Source organism: Streptomyces sp. CB01373 (assembly GCF_002803075.1).
GTDB lineage: Bacteria > Actinomycetota > Actinomycetes > Streptomycetales > Streptomycetaceae > Streptomyces.
In genome coordinates this window covers 242,235-263,089 of the sequence record NZ_NNBK01000009.1, presented here as the reverse complement: position 1 = coordinate 263,089, position 20,855 = coordinate 242,235, and the positions used below count along the sequence as shown (strand labels likewise).

Here is a 20,855-nt window from a genome sequence, read left to right as displayed (position 1 = left end):
CAGCTACTGATCACGGTGGCGGAAGCCGGTGACGTGGGACTGGTGACGGTGGCGGGGCCGATGACGGCAACGGAACTGTCGGTGGCAACGGGGCCCGGTTACAGCAACGAGGGAACGCGGGCCGCCGACACCTCCCGCGCCGCCCGCTCCAACGCGCTTGCCAGCAGGGCCAGATCCGTCGGCCCGTTGCCCAACTCCCGTACCGAGCGCCGGGTGGGCGGGTCGCCCATGCGGTGCCACTCCAGGGGGACGACCATGGGGCGCTGGGTCGCGGTGCGGGGGATACGGCCCGTGACGCGGCCGCCCTGGAACGCCGTCACCCGGCCGTCCGCACAGGCCAGCCGGCCGCGTCCGGGCGCCGGCTCGTCCAGCCCCTGGGCCGGCGCGTCCAGCGTGACCCGCAGCGCGGCCCGGCGCGCCGGTTCGGTCTGCGCCGTACGGCCGCCGGGCGTGGTGGCCGCCACCAGGTGGACGCCGAGGCGCTCGCCCTCGCGGGCCACCGCCTCCAGCGCGCGGATGACCGACCCGGCCGAGGGCCGGCCGGGCGAACCGAGCGAGGGGGAGACCAGGGCGTCGAGGTCGTCGACGACCACCACCAGCCGGGGCAGCGGCGGCGCGGTCTCCGCCTGCCGGCGGGCGGAGGCGGGCCTCAGCCGCATCGTCGAACTGGGCGGGCTGTCGAGGTCTCCCGCACCGTCGGCGCCCGGTCCGGTCGGGCTCGTGCCGGTGTGCCCCGGGGGGAACGCGCCGTGGACGGCCGCCGCGCGCTGGGCGGCCCGGGCCGCGTCCGCGCCGGTCGTCCTGGGGCCGGGCAGAGCCGTGTGAGCCGTGCCTGGGCCGGTGGGGTCCGTGGGGGTGTGGCCGGGCTCGTACGTGCGGCGGGCCGACGTCCCCTGCTGAGAGGTGCCGGTGTGGGAGCCGGCCGCATCAGCGCCCGTTGTCCTGGGGCCGGGCGGGGCCGTGTGGGCCGTGCCCGTGCTGGTGTGGCCGGGCTCGTACGTGCCACGGGGCGCCGCCCCTGGCTGCGGGGTGCCGGTCGTCCTGGGGCCGGGCAGAGCCGTGTGAGCCGTGCCTGCGCCGCTGTGGCCGGGCTCGTACGCGCTGCGGGGTGTTGTCGCTCGCTGCGAGGTGCCCGTGGTGTGGGAGTCGGCCGCGCCCGTGCAGGTCGAGGTCGGGCCGGGTGTGCCGGAGGATGCCGGTGTGCGTTGGGGGACGATGCGGCCGGAGACCTCGCGGCGGGTGTGCCACTCGGCGAAGTCCGTCAGCCCCACCAGTTCGGCCCGGCGTTTCAGCTCGGCGCTCAGCGACTGGGCGAACTCCCGCATACGGACGGGATCGTTGGCGGTGAGGTGGGTGGTCACGTGCGGCACGTCCGTGCAGACCCGCAGGCCGTCCCCGTGCCCGCCGCCCGCGCCGGTGCCGTCCCGGCCGTCCACCAGCACGATGCCGAGGCGGTCGGGGCGCTCGGCGGCGGCGAGCGAGGCGACGACGGACCGCAGCAGTTCCGTACGGCCGCTGCCCGCCGGCCCCTCGATCAGCAGATGCGGTCCGTCCGCCACGAGGTCGGCGCAGACCGGCCCACGCGGACCGGCGCCCAGTATCGTCCAGGCGCGCCCGCCCAGGGCCGCCGTGTCGTCGGCCGCGTCCGCCCAGCGGGCCTGGAGCGAGGCCGGGGTGGCCCGGGCCAGCCCCAGCTCGTCGAGCAACCGCGCCGACAGGGGCAGCGGCGCCGACACCCGGGCCGGCCGGTCCGTTCCGGGCCCGTCCGTCCGCAAGGGCGCCAGGGCCCGCGCGAACCGCTCGGCCCACGCCAGGGACACCGCGTCGACGACGGCGACGGTGCCGGGGGGTATGGGGTCGCGGTGCGGGGCCCGTGCCGCCGGGGCCCCGGCGTCCGCGCGCGGGGCGCGAAGGGGGTCGTCCGGGTGCTGCCGGATCCGCTCGGCCCCGCTGTCCGGACGGGCCGCGGGCGGGTGCCCCGCGACGCGCATCAGCCGCAACGCCGTCGCCACGTCACCGCTGAGCAGCGCGACGGCCCCGCACTCCCCGAACCCCGGTGACACCGCGCACGCCGACTCGTAGGTGTCCGTCACCGGGGACGCGGGCGAGGCGGGCGTCGTCTCGGCGAGACACACCACGTGTATCCCGGCCCGCGGGCCGTCGTGCGCCAGGCGAGCCACCGCCTCGCGCGCCGCGGCGCCGCCGGGGTCGCCGTCCACGACCACCACGGTGTACGGCCCCGCGAAGCCCTGCTCGCCCGCCGGATCTCCGTCCAGCGCCCAGGAGGGCCGCCGTGGGCCGGAGTGCGCGTCGTCCGTCCCGGAAGCGGGGGCGCCGCCCAAGTGGTCCGCGGTGTGGTCCGAGTGGTGCGCCGTGTGGTCCTCGACGCGCCGCAGGAGTTCGTCCGTGCGGGCCGCGGCCTGCTCGCGGTCGTGGGCGAGCAGGAGGCGGCAGTCCTGGCCGTGGGCCGGGCGGACGTGGGGCAGCCAGCCGAGCCAGGACCACTCGGCGGTGCGCTCCTCCAGCGGGCGGCCGCCGTCGGCGCTGATCAGCACGATCTCAAGGGTGTCGGGGGAGTGCGCCGCGGCGAGCTGGGCGAGCACCGCGCGGGCCAGCCCCGACAGACGGGCGCGCGGTCCGGCCAGGCCGAGCGCCCCCACCTCGCGCAGGTCGGCGGTGACGGGGACCGCGGGCAGCAGTCCCGAGCCGTCGGGCGCCGGCCGGTCGGCCGTGCCGAGCCGCACGGTGAGCGCCTCCGGGTGCCCCGGCCCGCGCTCCCACAGCCGCGGCCCCGGGCCCAGCGCCGCGAGCAGCAGGGCAGCCGGGTCCGGCCAGGTCTCCGGCTGCTGCGGCGCGGCGGACCACGCGGGCGCGTCCTGCGCGCGCGTGTTCGCCGCGCCGCCGTCGTACGTCCCACGCCGCTCGGACGCCTGCTCGCCGCGCCCGCCGGTCAGCCGCCGCGCCCACGCCCCGAGTCCGCCGCGCCGCCGCAGCACCTGCGGCACGCCGGTGCCGCCGTCGGCCGTGATGGCGAAGGGCACGGGCGGCCGCGCCGAGCCGTGCGGGCCTTGACCGCTCTCGATCCGCGGCGGGCCCGCCTGCGAGGGAACCACGGTCGGGTCGACGGGCCCCTGCGCCTGGGGTTCCGGCGGGTGCGGCGCGAACGTTCCCCGGTGGGTCACGGTCGGGCCCGCGGCGTCGCCGTACGCGCGCGTGGCCGCCGCCTGAGCACCGCTGCCGTCGCCGTCGCCCACGCCGTCCCGTACGCGCGCGTGTGCGGAAGTGGTGGTGGCGGGTGCGGGGGTGTTCCCGGCGGGGAGCCGCACATGGCCCTCCCCGTCGGGTGTCGTCCGTACGCGGGCGTCCGGTCCCGCGGCCGGTGTCAGGCGCAGGGCCGACTCGCCGATGCGCAGCAGCGCTCCCGGCGCGAAGCGGACCGGGCGGGACCCGACGGGCCTGCCGCCCAGGACCGTGCCGTTGGTGGAGCCCAGGTCGGCGACCGAGACGCCGCCGTCGGGGGCGACCGTCACCGCGCAGTGCACGCGCGAGACGTCGGGGTCGTCCAGCGGCACGTCCGCGTCGGCGGAACGGCCCACCGTGATCTGCCCGCCGTGCAGCAGGTGCACCCCGCCCGCGTCCGGCCCCGCGACCACGTGCAGCTGGGTCGGCACGTCGTCGAGCTCGGGGTGCGGCTCGGAGTCGGCGGGGGCGCCCAGGGACAGCACCGCGCCGTCGAGCAGCGGGGGCTCGCCGAGCGTGCAGCGCTGCGCGTCCAGCCGCTCCGCGCCCGCGTACAGCACCACCGGGCCCGCTCCTGGCTCCCGGCCGCCGGACGCGCCCCGCTCGGACGCCGAGGTCCCCTCGCCGCAGACCGCCGCGGCCAGCGCCGCCGCCACCGCGGCCAGGGCGGTGCCGGCGGGCGCCGTGACCAGTACGTCGCAACGCGCGGCGAGGTCGCGCGCCGGTGGGTGGCCGCCTCGCTCCTGCGAGGCCGAGACCGTGGGGGAGGGCGGGCCCAGCGGATCTACGACGGTCAGCCGGATCTGCATCGCCGTCAGCGGTCCCTTCTGCGCGGGCACCCGCGACCGGCGTGGGGCGAAACCGCCCCGCGGTCCCCCACCGCGGACTTTCCCCCACCACCGCACGAGCACGTCGGCCAGTTCTGGAGGCATCCTCGCACCTACCACCGACAGCGCGCCTGCCGCCCACCGCCAAGTGATCTTGATTGGTCGGCTCTGCCCGCAAAAGTTCCCGGCCCATGCCCATCGAATGTCCGCTCGATGCCTGCTTGAGATCGTTCATGACCGTACGGGGCAACCAACCGACCCGAGCCGAGCGTCTTTCCGTCGAACATGTACGGGGCCCCGTGCGTACGTCGCCGTGGAAGGAGCCGGCGCGGCGCGGCCGCGGCACCGGGCGCGTCAGCTTGACCGCCCGGCACCGCGGAGGCAGGCCCTAAAGTGGGTCGGAACACCCGCACGGCGGGTCGCGGCACCCGCGGGACGCCCCGGGAGCGCGGGTTCAGGCAAGCAAGCAGCAGGGAGCACATGACGTGCGGCCGGTAGGCAGCAAGTACTTCCTGGAGGAGCCGCTCGGACGCGGTGCCACCGGGACCGTCTGGCGAGCCCGCATGGGGGCACCCCCTGCTCCGGAGCTCGTCGCAGGAGCTTGGGGGAGGGAGGCGGCGGGCGCGGAAGCGGCCGTGCCCGGGCAGCCCGGTGAGACCGTCGCCATCAAGGTCCTCAAGGAGGAGCTGGCGAACGACTCCGACATCGTGATGCGGTTCCTGCGGGAGCGGTCCGTCCTGCTCCGGCTGACCCATCCGAACATCGTGCGAGTGCGCGACCTGGTGGTCGAGGGCGATCTGCTGGCACTGGTCATGGACCTCGTCGACGGCCCCGACCTGCACCGCTACCTGCGCGAGAACGGCCCCTTCACGCCCGTGGCCGCCGCGCTGCTCACCGCCCAGATCGCCGACGCGCTCGCGGCGAGCCACGCCGACGGGGTCGTGCACCGCGACCTGAAGCCGGCCAACGTCCTGCTGCGGCAGGACGGCGGGCAGATGCACCCGATGCTCACCGACTTCGGCATCGCCCGTCTGGCCGACTCGCCCGGACTCACCCGCACCCACGAGTTCGTGGGCACGCCCGCGTACGTCGCGCCCGAGTCCGCCGAGGGCCGGCCGCAGACCTCCGCGGTCGACGTCTACGGCGCGGGAATCCTGCTGTACGAGCTGGTCACCGGCCGTCCGCCGTTCTCCGGCGGGTCGGCGCTCGAGGTCCTGCACCAGCACCTGAGCGCCGAGCCGCGCCGCCCGTCCACCGTCCCGGACCCGCTGTGGACGGTCATCGAGCGCTGCCTGCGCAAGAACCCCGACGAACGGCCCAGCGCCGAGAACCTCGCCCGGGGCCTGCGGGTCGTCGCCGACGGCGTGGGCGTGCACGCGGGCGCCGCGCAGATCGCCGCCGCGGAGGCCGTGGGCGCGCTGCTGGCGCCGGACCCGGCACCCGCGACCGTGCCCGCTCCCGACGTGCCCGGCGCCGCCGACCCCACCCAGGTGCTGCCGCAGGGCGCGGCGTCGTACGACCCGAACGGCGCGACCAGCGTCCTGCCGCACACGGGCGTGCCCGGCGCGGCCGATCCGACCACCGTGCTGCCCGCCCACGGCGGCGCCGACTCCACGCGCGTGATGCCGCCGATGCCGCAGGGGCCGCCCGGCGACATGAACGGCGCCGGCGGGCCGTACGGGGACCAGCAGCCCGAGCAGCCGCACCCCTGGCAGAACCAGCTCCGCGCCGCCCGCGACCGCAACGAGCAGACGCAGGTCCAGTACCTGGACCCCGGCGAGGATCCGCTGCGCCGCCGCCCGCAGCGGCAGGTCGCCCGGCCTCAGCAGCAGCCGCCGCGGCGGTCGCAGGCTCCCCAGGCGCAGCCCCGCGGCTACCAGCAGCAACAGCCGCAGCAACAGCCGCAGCGGTACGCACCCCAGCCGCAGCGGTACGCGCCCCCCGCCCAGCCGGAGCCCCGGCGGCCGGTCCGCGAGCCGAGGCCGCCGCGGCAGCGCAGCGCGAACCCGATGAAGATCCCCGGACTCGGCTGCCTCAAGGGCTGCCTGTTCACGATCATCATCCTGGTGGTGGCCGGCTGGCTCGTCTGGGAACTGACGCCGCTGCACACCTGGTTCGGGACCGGTGGGAGCTACTGGCACCTACTGAGCTCCTGGGCCGGCACTGTGGGTGGCTGGATCAGGGACCTCGGGAGCGGCAGCAACTAGGCGCGAGTCTGGGGATTTGTCGACAAGCGGCGGGTGAATTCCGGCTCCCTGGTGAGGGTTGGCTCGCCGGACGCGTAGCTTTGTCGGCAACACGCGTCTGTAGGAGCAGTCTTGGCACGGAAGATCGGTAGCCGGTACACCGCCAACCAGATCCTGGGGCGGGGCAGCGCCGGCACGGTGTGGCTCGGCGAAGGACCCGACGGCCCCGTCGCCGTCAAGCTGCTGCGCGAGGACCTCGCGTCCGACCAGGAACTCGTGGGCCGCTTCGTGCAGGAGCGGACGGCGCTGCTGGGCCTGGAGCACCCGAATGTGGTCTCCGTACGCGACCTGGTGGTCGACGGCAACGACCTGGCCCTCGTCATGGACCTGGTCCGCGGCACGGATCTGCGCACCCGGCTGGAGCGGGAGCGGCGGCTGGCGCCCGAGGCGGCCGTGGCGATCGTGGCCGATGTGGCCGACGGGCTCGCGGCGGCGCACGCGGCCGGGGTCGTGCACCGGGACGTCAAGCCGGAGAACGTGCTGCTGGACATGCAGGGACCGCTCGGCCCCGGCGGCGCGCATCCGGCGCTGCTGACCGACTTCGGTGTGGCCAAACTCATCGACTCGCCGAAGCGGACCCGGGCGACGAAGATCATCGGCACCCCGGACTACCTCGCGCCGGAGATCGTGGAGGGCCTGCCCCCGCGGGCGGCCGTCGACATCTACGCGCTGGCCACGGTCCTGTACGAGCTGCTGGCGGGCTTCACCCCGTTCGGCGGCGGGCATCAGGGCGCGGTGCTGCGCCGGCACGTCACGGAGACGGTGGCGCCGCTGCCGGGCATCCCGGACGAGCTGTGGCGGTTGATCGTGCAGTGCCTGGCCAAGGCGCCGGCGTCACGGCTGCGGGCCTCGGAGCTGGGCGCCCGGCTCAGGGAGCTTCAGCCGATGCTCGCGGGGATGCCGCCGCTGGACGTGGACGAGCCGGACGCGGAGGCTTCGCGGGAGGCGGGCGAGGAGGCGTCGTCCGACCGGCCGGCGCCGCCTGCCAGGGCCGGAGAGCGGGTACGGCGGGGAGCGGTCCCGTTGGTGCCCGGGGCGAAGCCGGACTCCAACCGGGACACGCACACGTCGATGCGGGTGCCGGCACCCGACGAGCTGGCGGGAGGCGCGCGGGGCACGGCCCGGGTGCCGCGAGCGGCGGGTGCGCCCCGCCCCGGCTCCGCCGCCCGCCACCGGGCCGCGGCGCGGCGGCGAAGGCTGACGCTGGGCGTCGCGGGCGTGGTGGTCGCGGGGGTGCTCGGGGCGGGCGTGTGGTGGGCGTCGTCGGGGGACGGATCGGACGGGACCCCGGGGACACCGGGCCGATCGGCGTCTCCGTGACGGCGCCGCGGCCTCCGGGAGCGCGCCCCGGGGCGCGGAGCGCGGGGGCGGTCACGCCCGGCGCTGGTGGGTCCCGAGGGACCGCTGAGGCCCGAGGTACCGGGGGAGCGCGGCGTTTGCCGGTTGGCGGAGCCGTTACGCTGGATGCGTGGCAGTCGTCGATGTATCCGAAGAGCTGAAGTCCCTCTCCTCGACCATGGAGTCGATCGAGGCCGTTCTGGACCTCGACAAGATGAGGGCAGACGTCGCCGTGCTCGAGGAGCAGGCGGCCGCGCCCTCTCTGTGGGACAACCCGGACGAGGCGCAGAAGATCACCAGCCGGCTCTCCCACCTTCAGGCGGAGGTACGGAAGGCGGAGGCGCTGCGCGGCAGGATCGACGATCTCGATGTGCTCTTCGAGCTCGCCGAGGCCGAGGACGACCCGGACACCCGCGCCGAGGCCGAGGCCGAGCTCGCCGACGTCAAGAAGGCGCTGGACGAGATGGAGGTCCGGACGCTGCTCTCCGGTGAGTACGACTCCCGCGAGGCGCTCGTGAACATCCGGGCCGAGGCCGGCGGCGTCGACGCCGCCGACTTCGCCGAGCGGCTCCAGCGCATGTACCTGCGCTGGGCCGAGCGGCACGGCTACAAGACCGAGATCTACGAGACGTCGTACGCCGAAGAGGCCGGCATCAAGTCGACCACCTTCGCCGTGCAGGTGCCCTACGCCTACGGCACCCTCTCCGTCGAGCAGGGCACCCACCGCCTGGTGCGCATCTCCCCCTTCGACAACCAGGGGCGCCGCCAGACCTCCTTCGCCGGTGTCGAGATCCTGCCCGTCGTCGAGCAGACCGACCACATCGACATCGACGAGTCCGAGCTGCGCGTCGACGTCTACCGCTCCTCCGGCCCCGGCGGCCAGGGTGTGAACACGACGGACTCCGCGGTCCGCCTCACGCACATCCCGACCGGCATCGTGGTCTCCTGCCAGAACGAGCGCTCGCAGATCCAGAACAAGGCCACGGCCATGAACGTCCTCCAGGCGAAGCTGCTCGAGCGGCGCCGCCAGGAGGAGCAGGCCAAGATGGACGCCCTCAAGGGCGACGGCGGCAACTCCTGGGGCAACCAGATGCGCTCCTACGTCCTGCACCCGTACCAGATGGTCAAGGACCTGCGCACCGAGCACGAGGTCGGCAACCCCGAGGCCGTGTTCAACGGCGAGATCGACGGGTTCCTGGAGGCCGGGATTCGCTGGCGCAAGCAGCAGGACCAGGGCAAGTAACAGCCCGGGACACCGCAAGCAGACTCTTTGTCGACAAGGCAACTGCCGCTCTTCCAGCGGCAGTTGCCTTTTCTATTGCCCGATGTCCGGGTTTTACGTCACGCTCACATACTTCAACCACGTGCAAACAGCGCACAGTTGGACATCGCGCCCGCAACGACCTTGACGGTCCTTCAAAAAGCGGCAAAGGTGAAGCGTGGCATGCGCATTTCTGGGGCGCATGTGAACCGGGGGGATCTGCACTGCGCCAACCACCCCCGTCGATCACTGCCCCGCGCGCCGCTCGAAGACGATTCAGCTACTGGGGGTAGCAACCATATGACGAAGAAGACGCGGGTTCGTGTCGCGCGCATCGCGGCCGGTGCCGTGATCGCCGCCGGCGCCTCGCTGACCGCCGCGGGCGCGGCCTCGGCCCTCGACCTCGGTGTCAGCGCCGGCGTCGGCGGCACCGGCATCAAGGCGGTCGCGTCCGTGGGCGACGAAGACCCGACCGACCCTTGCGACGTCGTCGGCGTCTGTGAGGGCGAGAACGGCGGCCAGACCGGGGGTAACGAGACCGGCGGTAATGAGACCGGCGGTAATGAGACCGGGGGTAACGAGACCGGCGGTAATGAGACCGGGGGTAACGAGACCGGGGGTAACGAGACCGGCGGTAATGAGACCGGCGGCGGCAACGGTGGTTCCACCGGTGGCAACGGTGGCAACAACGGTGGTTCCACCGGCGGTAACGGTGGTTCCACCGGCGGTAACGGCGGCTCCACCGGTGGCAACGGCGGCTCCACCGGCGGTAACGGCGGCGGCAACGGCGGCTCCACCGGCGGCACCACCCCCAACGGCGGCGGCAACAACACCGTCCCGCAGGAGCAGGGCTCCTCGGCGCTGACCGAGACCGGCTCGGACAGCAACCCGTCCGCGCAGGGCAACGGCCAGGAGCTCGCCGAGACCGGTGCGGCGGAGACCACGTTCCTGCTGGTCGGCGCCGCCACGATGATCGCCGGCGGTATCGGCTTCCGGTTCCTGCCGCGCCTGATGGAGGGCCGCGGCGGCGCCGCTGCCTGAGCGTGGTCGGCGACGTACGCACGGTAGGTACACACGCGCGTACGGCTGAGTGAACGACGAGGGGCCCGGAGCGGCAAGCTCCGGGCCCCTTCGCGTCTCGCGTCCTCGGGATGCGCCCTACACCGTCTGGTGGGCCAGCAGCGCCACCGCGGCGATCAGTACCACCAGCAGCGCGACCAGCGTCATCGGGTTCAGCCCCGAGAGGAAGTTCTCCTGCTGCAGCCGCTCGCGGTTCGCACGGCACACGGGGCACCGGCCCTCGTTCACGGGCGCCGCGCAGTTCGCGCACACCAGCCGGTCGTACGTCATGCGCTCGCCCTCCTTGCACCGGTCCTACTCAGTCAACGCCCACGCGCGCGTGAACGTTCCCTCCCCCACAATGCCAGGTTCGCCGGGACGGCGCGCGGGTCGCTCCACAAACGCGGGCCCCGCACGGGCCCCGCACCGAATCCTCGCGGTACCGGCTCCGCGAGAATATGCCCCGCACAAAAACACACAACCCACACCCAACCCTGACCGGCGACTGCGCACCCCTCCCCGGTTCGCGTAAGGTCACGCTCATCTACCCCCGGCGATCCGTGGTGCATCCGTGATCCGATTCGACAGTGTCTCCAAGGTCTACCCCAAGCAGACCCACCCAGCCCTCAGGGAAGTGACCCTGGAGGTGGAGAAGGGTGAGTTCGTGTTCCTCGTGGGGTCCTCCGGCTCCGGAAAGTCCACCTTCCTGCGGCTGATCCTCCGCGAGGAGCGGTGCAGCCACGGTCAGGTGCACGTCCTGGGCAAGGACCTCGCACGCGTCTCCAACTGGAAGGTCCCGCAGATCCGCCGCCAGCTCGGCACGGTCTTCCAGGACTTCCGCCTCCTGCCCAACAAGACGGTCGCGGAGAACGTGGCCTTCGCGCAGGAGGTCATCGGCAAGTCCAAGGGCGAGATCCGCAAGTCCGTGCCGCAGGTGCTCGACCTCGTCGGGCTCGGCGGCAAGGAGGAGCGCAGGCCGGGCGAGCTGTCCGGTGGTGAGCAGCAGCGCGTCGCCATCGCGCGCGCCTTCGTCAACCGGCCCAAGCTGCTCATCTGCGACGAGCCGACCGGCAACCTCGACCCGCAGACCTCCGTCGGCATCATGAAGCTGCTCGACCGCATCAACCGGACGGGCACCACCGTGGTGATGGCGACCCACGACCAGAACATTGTGGACCAGATGCGCAAGCGCGTCATCGAGCTGGAGAAGGGCCGTCTCGTCCGCGACCAGGCGCGCGGCGTCTACGGCTACCAGCACTGACCAGTCCACGACGGAAAGGCTTGACCAGACGCCATGCGCGCCCAGTTCGTCCTGTCGGAGATCGGTGTCGGTCTTCGTCGCAATCTGACGATGACCTTCGCCGTCATCGTCTCCGTCGCCCTGTCGCTCGCCCTGTTCGGCGGGTCGCTCCTCATGAGCGACCAGGTCAACCAGATGAAGGGCTACTGGTACGACAAGATCAACGTCTCGATCTACTTCTGCAACAAGAGCAACGCCCAGAGCGACGCCAACTGCGCCAAGGGCGCGGTCACCGAGGACCAGAAGAAGACGATCCTGGCCGACCTGAAGAAGATGTCGGTGGTCGAGGACGTCACCTACGAGTCCCAGGACGAGGCGTACAAGCACTACCAGGAGCAGTTCGGCGACACCCCGCTGGCCAACACCATCACGCCGGACCAGATGCAGGAGTCGTACCGGATCAAGCTGAAGAACCCGGAGCAGTACAAGGTCATCGCGAGCGCCTTCAACGGCCGCGACGGCGTGTACGCCGTGCAGGACCAGAAGGGCATCCTGGACAACCTCTTCGGGCTGCTGAACGGCATGAACTGGGCCGCGCGCGCGGTGATGTCACTCATGCTGGTCGTGGCGCTGATGCTGATCGTCAACACCGTGCGCGTCTCGGCGTTCAGCCGCAGGCGTGAGACCGGGATCATGCGTCTGGTGGGCGCCTCCGGCTTCTACATCCAGGCGCCGTTCATCATGGAGGCGGCGGTCGCCGGACTGATCGGGGGCGGGGTCGCCTGCGGATTCCTGGTCACCGCGCGGTACTTCATCATCGACCACGGTCTCGCCCTGTCCGAGAAGCTGAATCTGATCAACTTCATCGGCTGGGACGCGGTGCTGACCAAGCTGCCGCTCATCCTCGCGACGAGCGTGCTGATGCCGGCGTTGGCCGGGTTCTTCGCGCTGCGCAAGTACCTGAAGGTGTGACGCACGCCAAAGAGGTCGTACGGTCGAGCAACCGTGCGGCCTCCGGGCGTTGTCCTAGACTCACCGCCATGTCAGGCCGTGACCTGTTTCGCCAGCCCCGCCGCGGCCGCGCCGGGGCCGCCCTGACATTGGTTTTCGCGAGCGTGCTGGTGGCGGGCGCGGTGACGGGCTCCCTGCCAGGCCATGACGACCGCAAGTCCCTTCCGGACCAGTTCCGTTCGGCCCCGCCCGCCGGCCGGCCCGAGGAAGTGACCCGGGCGGCGGCGGAGGCCATGGCCGACGGCGAATCCCCCATGCAGGCCGCCGAACGCGCCGTGAGCCGCAGCGGCGACCGCTGGGGAGCCGTCTACTCCCGAGGCGAGTACGAGGAGTTCCAGGAGGCCCTGGACGGCCAGTACACCGGCGTCGGGCTGTCGACGCGGCGCCGGCGGGACGGCCGGGTCGAGGTGGCGAGGGTCCAGGCGGGCTCGCCCGCGGCGGCCGCCGGCATCCGCCGGGGCGACCGGCTGCGCAGCGTCGACGGCGAGCGGACCGACGGTCTTCCGGTCACCGAGGTGGTCGCGCTGCTGCGGGGCGACGCCGAGGACGCGCCCGCCGGCACCCCCGTGACCCTGGGCCTGCAACGCGGCAAGCGCGTGTGGAGCCGGACGCTGCTGCGGGCCCGCCTGTCGACGGACCCGGTGACGGTACGGCGGTCGGCGGACGGCGTGACCGTCATCAAGATCGCCGCGTTCTCGAAGGGCGTGGGCGAGAAGGTCCGCACCGCCGTACGCCGGTCCCCGGCCGCCGGCGGGATCGTCCTCGACCTGCGCGGCAACTCCGGCGGCCTGGTCACCGAGGCCGTCACCACCGCCTCCGCCTTCCTCGACGGCGGCCTGGTCGCCACCTACGACGTCGTCGGCGACCAGCGCGCCCTGCACGCCGGCTCCGGCGGGGACACCGCCCGGGCCCTGGTCGTGCTCGTCGACGGCGGCACGATGAGCGCGGCCGAACTGCTCACCGGCGCCCTCCAGGACCGCGGCCGCGCGGTCGTCGTCGGCTCCCGCACCTTCGGCAAGGGCTCGGTGCAGATGCCGAGCCGGCTGCCCGACGGCTCGGTCGCCGAGCTCACGGTCGGGCACTACCGCACCCCCGGCGGGCACGCCGTGGACGGCCACGGCATCACCCCCGACCTGGATGCCGGGCAGGACGGGCTGCGGCGCGCGCAGACGGTCCTGACGGGCCTGGGCGAGGCGTCCTAGCCCAGGCCCGGTCCCTGTCCCGGCCCGGCGGGCACACCCCTTAATACGCTTTCCGCACACCCCCCGCGTAGTGCCAAAATGGACGGCACTATGGCTAAGGAAAAAGGGCGCAAGCTGATCGCGCAGAACAAGAAGGCGCGGCACGACTACCTCATCATCGACACCTACGAGGCCGGTCTGGTGCTGATGGGGACCGAGGTGAAGTCGCTGCGTCAGGGGCGGGCGTCGCTGGTCGACGGCTTCGTGCAGCTCGACGGGCACGAGGCGTGGCTGCACAACGTGCACGTGCCCGAGTACAGCCAGGGCACCTGGACCAACCACAGCGCCCGCCGCAAGCGGAAGCTGCTGCTGCACCGGGAGGAGATCGACAAGCTGGAGTCGAAGTCCCAGGAAACGGGGCACACGATCATCCCCCTGGCGCTGTACTTCAAGGACGGCCGGGCCAAGGTCGAGATCGCGCTGGCGAAGGGCAAGAAGGAGTACGACAAGCGGCAGACGCTCCGCGAGAAGCAGGACCGCCGCGAGACGGACCGCGCGGTGTCGGCGGCGCGCCGCAGGCAGCGGGCGTAACGGCGGGCCCGGGACGCGGGGAATACGCTGGCACGGACCTGCGTTGGTCACGTACGATGACATCAGCACCGCGAGGCCGGTGCGGATCCCCTCGCAGAGGGGTTTTGAAAAATCAACATGGGGATGATCGGTTTCGACAGCGGTTGTCGAAGCAGGGGAAGCGTGTCGAGGAAGCGGCCATGATCTCGTAAACCACAGGCCGAAAAAATAATCGCCAACACCAAGCGCGATTCCTCCCAGCAGGCCTTCGCCCTCGCTGCCTGATCTCAGGTAGCAGAGCGAGCCTCCTACAAAGGGAGTGTCAGCCCGGGGCTGTTCCCGACCCGGATCCTGGCATCAGCTAGGGGACTAAACCTTGATCCCGGTCACGGGGTGAAGAGGGAAACCTAACAGTGACTGAGCCCGTCGGAGACTTGTCCGCGTGATCTCCGGGGCCGAGAAAATCGAAGCGGACTGCGCACGGAGAAGCCCTGATTCCGCACCGTTGGACGCGGGTTCGATTCCCGCCATCTCCACGATCGGGAGGCTCCCGAGCCTCCTTCATCACCCATGCGGGAAAGGCCCCGCCGCTACCAAGCGGCGGGGCCTTTGTCGTCGAGGGCGGCGCTTCGGGCGGTACGGTGTGAGACATAGCGCCCCGTACGCCTCGCGCTGCTCCGGAGGATCGATGACGACAGCCGCCTCACACACGCCGGGTGTCCCGCCCATGCCGGACCGGAATCCGAAAGCTCTGCGGGCCGCGATCGCGCAGCACGCGCCGAAGCTGCTGCCGGACTTCGACGCTCACTGGAAGCGGTACGTCGCGGACGCCTACGACGTCTCCACCGTGCCGGCGTTCATGGCACGCTGGTGGGGCGAGTACGCCATCGCCCGTGACCCGGAACTGGACGCGCACGTCACTGACCTCGAACACCGGGCGGCCCACGAGTGCACCAACGCCGCCGAAGCCAGAGCGCTCCTCGAGGAAGCCTCCAACATCCGTTACTCGGCGGCCCGGACGGAGCCGGGTCAGTGACGCACGAGGGGTTCATGGGACCGCCGTGGCAGATGGACTGGACGCTCAAGGCCCAAGCCGCACGAGACGCGCTCCCCGAGCACGTCCGTAAGGCGATCGACACTGCACGCGCCGAACTGGTCACGGCGACGGACCCCTACTTCCGAGGCATCGACGCCGATGTCGGCCTGCCCGAGGGCATGCGTGTCGAACCCGCGAGGTCAAGTGACCCCAAAGGGCCCCGCATCCTCTACTTCGACAGCGGTCATGGATGGATGAGGTACACCTTCGTGCAGCGCGTAGAGGATCCACAGATCGTCGTGGAAGAGGTCTTCTGGCAGTGAGGCCCTGCGCCGGCGGTGGTGTCAGGGCAGGGGCAGGGTGGCTGTCACGGAGAAGGTTCGGTCCTCCGGGGTGGTGCGGAGGGTTCCGCCGAGGGCGACCACCCGGCCTCTGAGGCCGGCCAGGCCCGTGCCGCGGCCGGGGGCGGCGGAGGGCGGGGGCGAGCCGGTGGGGACGCCGTCGTTGCGGACGGTCAGGCGGATGTCGTCCGGGTCGGCGTGGAGCTCGATCTCGCAGAACGTGGCACGGCTGTGCTCCAGCAGGTTGCCCACCGCCTCGTGGAGCACCGACCGCAGGCACTCCGTCACCGCGTCGTCCAGTTCGAGGCGCGGTGGCAGCGAGGCGTGCACCCCGATCCCCGAGGTGGTCAACAGCCGCTGCGCCCGGGCGAACTCGTCGGCCAGCGAGCGGGGCGCCCCGGGGCTGCTGATGAGCCGTACGTCCTCCTGTGTCCGCCGGGCCAGCTCGACGACCTCGGTCAGCGCCGCCCTGGCGGACTCGGCGGAGGCGTCCGCGCGCAGGGTGTTCTCCGCCCGCATCGCGATGGCCACCAGCGACGACCCCACCAGATCGTGCAGGTCATGGCGCATACGTGCCTGGGCGCGCTGCTCGGCGAGCCGGGCCGTCTGCTCCTTGCTGCCGTACAACCGCGAGGAGAGCAGGGCGAGATGGGTGACCGCGAAGACCGTGCTCGCCGTGATCGTCGCACTGAGCAGAGCGACCAGTGAACCGCGGCTGCTGTCGACCACGCCCGTGTGGATGAGCAGCGGTCCGCTGGCGACGACCGCCAGGGCGACGGGAACGGAGTTGGCCGGAGGAAGAGTGAGCATCACGGCGCCGGCGAGGAAGCCGAGCAGAGTGAACCACCGGTGCTGGAAGACCACGATGGGCACGTAGGTGAGCACGGCCTGCACCAGCAGCAGGACCCACCTCCAGCGGTACGGCAGCCGGTAGGGCGGAGGCGCGTACTGGCCGAGCAGAACAGCCGGCGTCAGCACCAGCACGGTCAGACCGGCGGTGACCGTGCGCCGGTGGAACGGCGAAGCGGCGACATCCAGCGCCACCAGCCCCAGTGATCCGATCACCACCACGGCCAGCGCGCCCGCTGCGACCCGCGCTCCTGGTGGAGCCGTCACGCCCTTTACCGCTTTGCTCCACATCCCTGCCTGCTCCGGTCTTGATCACCAACGGTCGATTATGGACCTGCCGGGGAGGGCCGGGCGGACCCGCAGGGCAGCAACAGCGGCTCCGGCCTGCGGTGTTGAGGGGCTTCGCGGAATCTCCCCAACTGGTGAAGCCTTCACTTCTTCGGCTGCGCCAACCCTGTTTTGATCACGGCTGCCCATGCTCACGACAACAGAGGGTTACTGAACGTGTCAGAGCGAATACCACCCACCGATGAGTGGGAGGGGTCGGCCGTCGCCTCGCAGAGGCGCAGACGGCTGCTGCCCCACATCGCGGCCCTGACCGCGATGGTGCTTGCCGCGGAGGCGGCGGTGGCGGTCGCCACCACCGGTCAGGCGGTGGCACTCAACCGGGAGAAGACCCGGCAGACAGCCGACAGGAGTACGCCCAAGAGCCCTGACGCGGCTGCGGACATCCCCTGTCGAGGCCGGAACCTCGGTCCCGGCCCGCTCGTGGACGGTCAAGGAGTACGACGAGGGCCGTCCGACCGACGGCACGGCAACGGTCAAGGACCAGGTCACCGTGTCCGTCACCGGCGCCCGGGTCCGCGACTACTACTCGGTCATGGGCGAGAAGCGGGTCGAGACCACCCAGTACGACTGGGCCAAGGGTCTGCCCAGGTACACCACCAAGGATTCGGGCGGTCTGAACCTCACCACCACGACGGGGTACGACTCCCAGGGCCGGGTCACCGACCAGGTGCTCCCGGGCGGGACGGGCAACGATGCCGCGACCCGTGTCACCGAGTACTGGTCGGCGACCGGCACCGGCTGGTGCAAGGGCCGTCCCGAGTGGGCGGACCAGGTGTGCTGGACCGGTCCCGCCGGTGACATCACCGGCGGCGGCTCGCAGCCGAACAAGCTGGTGAACACCACGACCGAATACGACCGCTGGGGCAACCCGGCCACCGTCACGGACGAGGTCGGCGGGGTGTACCGGACGACCACGACCACGTACGACGCGGCGGGCCGTCCCGTCTCCTCCAAGATCACCGGCGGTCTCGGCCAGGCGGTCCCGGAGACCACCACGGAGTACGACCCGGCCACCGGCGCGGTGACCAGGATCAGCTCGCCGACCGGCGGGACGATCACCAAGGCGTACGACAAGCTCGGCCGCCTGATCTCCTACACGGATGCCGACGGAGGTGTCACGAAGACCGAGTACGACCTGCTCGACCGCCCGGTCAAGGTCACCGACTCCGTCCCGTCCACCCTCACGTACACCTACGACCACGCGGCCGAGCCGCGCGGCCTGGCCACGAAGACCACTGACTCCGTCGCGGGCGCCTTCTCGGCCACCTACGACGCCGACGGGTCGGTGGCCACCGAGAAACTGCCCGGCGGTTACACCCTCACCGTCACCGAGGACCCCACCGGCTCCGCCGCCTCGCGGATCTACACCCGTGACAGCGACGGCACGACCGTCTACAGCGACCGGGTCAGCGAGTCGGTCCACGGGCAGGTGACCAGCCACCAGGGCTGGTCCAGCCAGACCTACCGCTACGACCGCGTGGGCCGGCTGACCGGTGTCGACGACATCGTCGGCGAGGTCTGTACCCGACGCGCCTACACCTTCGACAAGCGCACCAACCGCACCTCCCTGACCACGAGCACCGCCGGCTTCGGTGCCGTTTGCACCTCCTCGGGAGGCACCACCACCAACCACACCTACGACAGTGCCGACCGCCTCGTCGACGCCGGCCACACGTACGACGCGTTCGGCCGCACCACCGCCCTGCCGGGCAGCACCATCGGCTACTACGCCAACGACCTCGCATACCAGCAGGTCTCCGGCGGAAAGCGTCAGACCTGGCAGCTCGACGCGGCCCTGCGGTTCCGGTCGTGGAAGGTGGAGACCGGCAGCGGCTCGACCTGGACACAGAACGCGTCCAAGCTCAACCACTACGACGGCGACGGCGACAACCCGCGCTGGATCGTCGAGGACACCGCCACCGGAGCAGTGAGCCGTAACGTCGAGGGCGCATCCGGCGGCCTCGCGGCCGTGACGTCGAAGACGGGCGGCACGGTGCTCCAACTCTCCACGATCCACGGCGATGTGGCACTCCAGCTCCCGCTGGACCAGGGGCAGGCGCCAGTGGCCCTGGACAGCGACGAGTACGGCAACCCCCGTGAGGGCCAGACCCCGGCCCGCTACAGCTGGCTGGGCGCCAAGCGGCGCTCCGCCGAGACCCTCACAGGCCTCGTGCTCATGGGCGTACGCCTCTACAACCCCACGACCGGCCGCTTCCTGTCGGTGGATCCGGTGTACGGGGGCAACCTGAACGCCTACGAGTACGCCCACGCCGACCCGCTCAACCGATTCGACCTGGACGGGCGGTCGAGCTGGGTGAGGAAGCAGTGGAACCGGTTCAACAACAAGCGCCACCGCGTGGGACGCAACCCTAATTGGCGCGGCATTTATCATTCTGGAAAGTTCGCGATCGGCGTGGCGGCACTCGTCGCACCGTTCGGTCGGGTAAAGACGGCCAGAAATGTATGGAGGGCCGCCAAGAGTCCGCATGGCACGCTGAGACGATGCGCTAAATCCGTTAGTAGGGCTGTTCACTGCGCTGGAGCTGGCTGGGGAGTCCAGACAGCGGTGAATGACTTCAACAACTGGAACAACAATCGCCGATTCCGCAACGATTGGAATGATTCCCTGACGTCGAACGGCCGCCGTTCGGTCTGTAGAAAGTACACCGGAAAATCGAGTTGTTGGTGACCGGAGTGAAAATCTGACGGGGGTCCGGATCTGTCGGTCCCCCGTCAGGGCGTTGGTCGAAATGTCATGAATCCTGGAAGTGTAATGCATAGGTACAAGCTGACGTGTCTTCTCTTTTTTGTTCCGTTCATGCTGGTGAGTGGAGCGAGCAGGCTTTCCAGTGATGGGTGGTCGCCGGTCTGGGGGGCGCTCGAAATTGCCCTGGGGGTTGCTATTTCCGTGGGTGCGGCCAAGGAAATTTGGGAAGGGGTGAAAAGGAGGCGATCGGGAGAATAGCCCACGATGTAGCAGGACTGTGTCGCCCTGGACTTGGACGAGTACGGCAACCCGCGCCCAGGGCTGGAGCCCACACGCTACAACTGGCTAGGCGCCAAACGGCGCTCGTCGGAGACCCTGACCGTCCTGGTCCTGATGGGCATACGCCTCTACAACCCCACGCAGGGCGGCAGAGCGTCTGCCGTAAATACACGGGATACCGAGGCAGGGGGCAGTGTACCTAGGGTGAACTCGAGCCCTCACCAGCTCTGCGTGTCATGATTGCGGAGTGTGAGGTCGGCCCGGATTGCAGATCCGGGCCGACCTTGCTTCCGCCGAGGCGGATTCGTGACGGCATCCGCATTGCACGGAAATTCGGAGAAAGCATGGAAGATCTAGTTTCAGTCACCGTTCGTGGGTTGAAATTTGCCGGTAGAGCCGTGCTCGCCCTGCTCGACATCACCAACACGCGCGAGGGGCTTCGTACTCTCCGGCGAAGCGTAAGACGGTCGGAGTCGGAGGATTCCGGTAATTCTCGGTAGCGAACTTCTCTGCACGATCCACGGCGATGTGCCTCCAGTTCCCGCCGGACTCCGTGGTACCCACTCGCGTCCACGACCTGTCGCCGCACACGTGCACGGCATAATTGATCGGTGATCGAAGTGCTCGTGGTCGAGGACCACGCTGTCGTGCGGTCAGGGCTGGTGGCCTTGCTTTCGAGGGAGTTGGGTATCGGCGTCGTCGGCGAGGTCGCCGACGGCTCCTCGGCGCTCACGGAGGCCGAACGGCTGCGGCCCGACGTGGTTCTCCTCGACATCGACCTGCCCGTCGTGGACGGCATCACCGTCGTCTCCGCGCTCGCCGAGCAACTGCCTGAGTGCCGCACCCTGATGCTCACGGCGCTGGACCGGCCCGGGCATCTGGGGCGTGCCATGGGGGCGGGAGCCTCCGGCTACCTCCTCAAGTCCGCGACCCCCGCCGAGACCGTGGACGCGATTCGCCGGGTCGCCGCCGGTGGACGCGTGATCGACCCGCGGATGCGGGACGGCGGGGCCGGCGAAGTGAGCCCTCTGACCGAGCGGGAGACCGAGGTGCTGCGGCTGGCGTCCTCGGGCACCCACGCCCGTGAGATCGCCGCCGATCTCTTCCTGAGCCTGGGCACGGTACGCAACCGGCTCTCGTCCGCCGTCGGCAAGCTCCACGCGCGCACCCTCGTCGACGCCGTCCGCATCGCCGAACGCCGCGGCTGGCTGTAGGCCGTGGTGGCGCAGTGGGGAGCAGCCCCGCCTGCTCCCGGCGGCCATATCACAGGCTTCGGCAAGAAGTAAGATCCCCACCTCTCCTGTGCGGTTCACCTCTCACAC

The 20,855-nt window shown here is 71.3% G+C and carries 14 protein-coding genes, 1 other RNA gene and 1 pseudogene; 13 read left to right on the top strand and 3 right to left on the bottom strand.

The genetic code is table 11. The features are described from left to right. Positions 1-98: 98 nt before the first annotated feature. On the bottom strand, positions 99-4,049 hold the full coding sequence (locus CG719_RS16365; RefSeq protein WP_100569409.1) for an FHA domain-containing protein: 3,951 nt from the start codon (positions 4,047-4,049) through the stop codon (positions 99-101). A 503-nt stretch (positions 4,050-4,552) separates the two neighbouring features. Between CG719_RS16365 and CG719_RS16360 the strand changes: the two genes are divergently transcribed. The 4 genes from CG719_RS16360 to CG719_RS36450 all read left to right on the top strand — a co-directional run bounded on the left by CG719_RS16360 (position 4,553) and on the right by CG719_RS36450 (position 9,953). Beyond that, positions 4,553-6,274 (top strand): serine/threonine-protein kinase, encoded by a 1,722-nt coding sequence (locus tag CG719_RS16360; protein WP_100569354.1) that lies wholly within the window; start codon positions 4,553-4,555, stop codon positions 6,272-6,274. 111 nt (positions 6,275-6,385) lie between these two features. Continuing rightward, positions 6,386-7,633 carry a serine/threonine-protein kinase gene (locus tag CG719_RS16355; protein ID WP_100569353.1) on the top strand — a complete coding sequence of 416 codons (1,248 nt, stop codon included), beginning with the start codon at positions 6,386-6,388 and terminating at the stop codon, positions 7,631-7,633. Positions 7,634-7,781: 148 nt separating this feature from the next. Then, positions 7,782-8,894 carry a peptide chain release factor 2 gene (gene prfB, locus CG719_RS16350; protein ID WP_100569352.1) on the top strand — a complete coding sequence of 371 codons (1,113 nt, stop codon included), beginning with the start codon at positions 7,782-7,784 and terminating at the stop codon, positions 8,892-8,894. Positions 8,895-9,212: 318 nt separating this feature from the next. After that, positions 9,213-9,953: a hypothetical protein gene (locus CG719_RS36450; RefSeq protein WP_234375611.1), complete on the top strand. Its 741-nt coding sequence runs from the start codon at positions 9,213-9,215 to the stop codon at positions 9,951-9,953. A gap of 117 nt (positions 9,954-10,070) precedes the next feature. Here the strand turns inward: CG719_RS36450 and CG719_RS16340 are convergent, their stop codons facing one another. Further along, positions 10,071-10,262: a hypothetical protein gene (locus tag CG719_RS16340; protein ID WP_100569350.1), complete on the bottom strand. Its 192-nt coding sequence runs from the start codon at positions 10,260-10,262 to the stop codon at positions 10,071-10,073. Positions 10,263-10,542: 280 nt separating this feature from the next. On the opposite strand from CG719_RS16340, the gene ftsE reads away from it, so the two are divergent. The 7 genes from ftsE (at position 10,543) to CG719_RS16305 (ending at position 15,332) form a co-directional block, all read left to right on the top strand. Beyond that, positions 10,543-11,232 carry a cell division ATP-binding protein FtsE gene (ftsE, locus tag CG719_RS16335; RefSeq protein WP_100569349.1) on the top strand — a complete coding sequence of 230 codons (690 nt, stop codon included), beginning with the start codon at positions 10,543-10,545 and terminating at the stop codon, positions 11,230-11,232. A gap of 33 nt (positions 11,233-11,265) precedes the next feature. Beyond that, positions 11,266-12,183 carry a permease-like cell division protein FtsX gene (gene ftsX / locus CG719_RS16330; RefSeq protein WP_100569348.1) on the top strand — a complete coding sequence of 306 codons (918 nt, stop codon included), beginning with the start codon at positions 11,266-11,268 and terminating at the stop codon, positions 12,181-12,183. Between the two features lie 68 nt (positions 12,184-12,251). Beyond that, positions 12,252-13,424, top strand: coding sequence for a S41 family peptidase (locus CG719_RS16325; protein ID WP_100569347.1), 1,173 nt, complete (start codon positions 12,252-12,254; stop codon positions 13,422-13,424). A gap of 90 nt (positions 13,425-13,514) precedes the next feature. Further along, on the top strand, positions 13,515-13,994 hold the full coding sequence (gene smpB / locus CG719_RS16320) for an SsrA-binding protein SmpB (RefSeq protein WP_100569346.1): 480 nt from the start codon (positions 13,515-13,517) through the stop codon (positions 13,992-13,994). 119 nt (positions 13,995-14,113) lie between these two features. Beyond that, positions 14,114-14,512: a transfer-messenger RNA gene (gene ssrA / locus CG719_RS16315) on the top strand. A gap of 188 nt (positions 14,513-14,700) precedes the next feature. Continuing rightward, on the top strand, positions 14,701-15,009 hold the full coding sequence (locus CG719_RS16310) for a hypothetical protein (RefSeq protein ID WP_100569345.1): 309 nt from the start codon (positions 14,701-14,703) through the stop codon (positions 15,007-15,009). Further along, complete coding sequence (locus CG719_RS16305; protein WP_324838205.1) at positions 15,006-15,332, top strand: hypothetical protein; 327 nt, start codon at positions 15,006-15,008, stop codon at positions 15,330-15,332. The genes CG719_RS16310 and CG719_RS16305 overlap by 4 nt, the downstream gene beginning before the upstream one ends. 21 nt (positions 15,333-15,353) lie before the next feature. Here CG719_RS16305 and CG719_RS16300 read toward each other — a convergent pair whose 3' ends face one another. Then, complete coding sequence (locus tag CG719_RS16300; RefSeq protein WP_234375610.1) at positions 15,354-16,466, bottom strand: sensor histidine kinase; 1,113 nt, start codon at positions 16,464-16,466, stop codon at positions 15,354-15,356. Between the two features lie 460 nt (positions 16,467-16,926). Here CG719_RS16300 and CG719_RS16295 point away from each other — a divergent pair. Both CG719_RS16295 and CG719_RS16290 read left to right on the top strand, forming a co-directional pair. After that, a pseudogene (locus tag CG719_RS16295) lies at positions 16,927-19,236 on the top strand (RHS repeat-associated core domain-containing protein); the annotation flags it as partial. A 908-nt stretch (positions 19,237-20,144) separates the two neighbouring features. Beyond that, positions 20,145-20,747, top strand: coding sequence for a response regulator transcription factor (locus CG719_RS16290; protein WP_100569343.1), 603 nt, complete (start codon positions 20,145-20,147; stop codon positions 20,745-20,747). Positions 20,748-20,855: the final 108 nt, after the last annotated feature.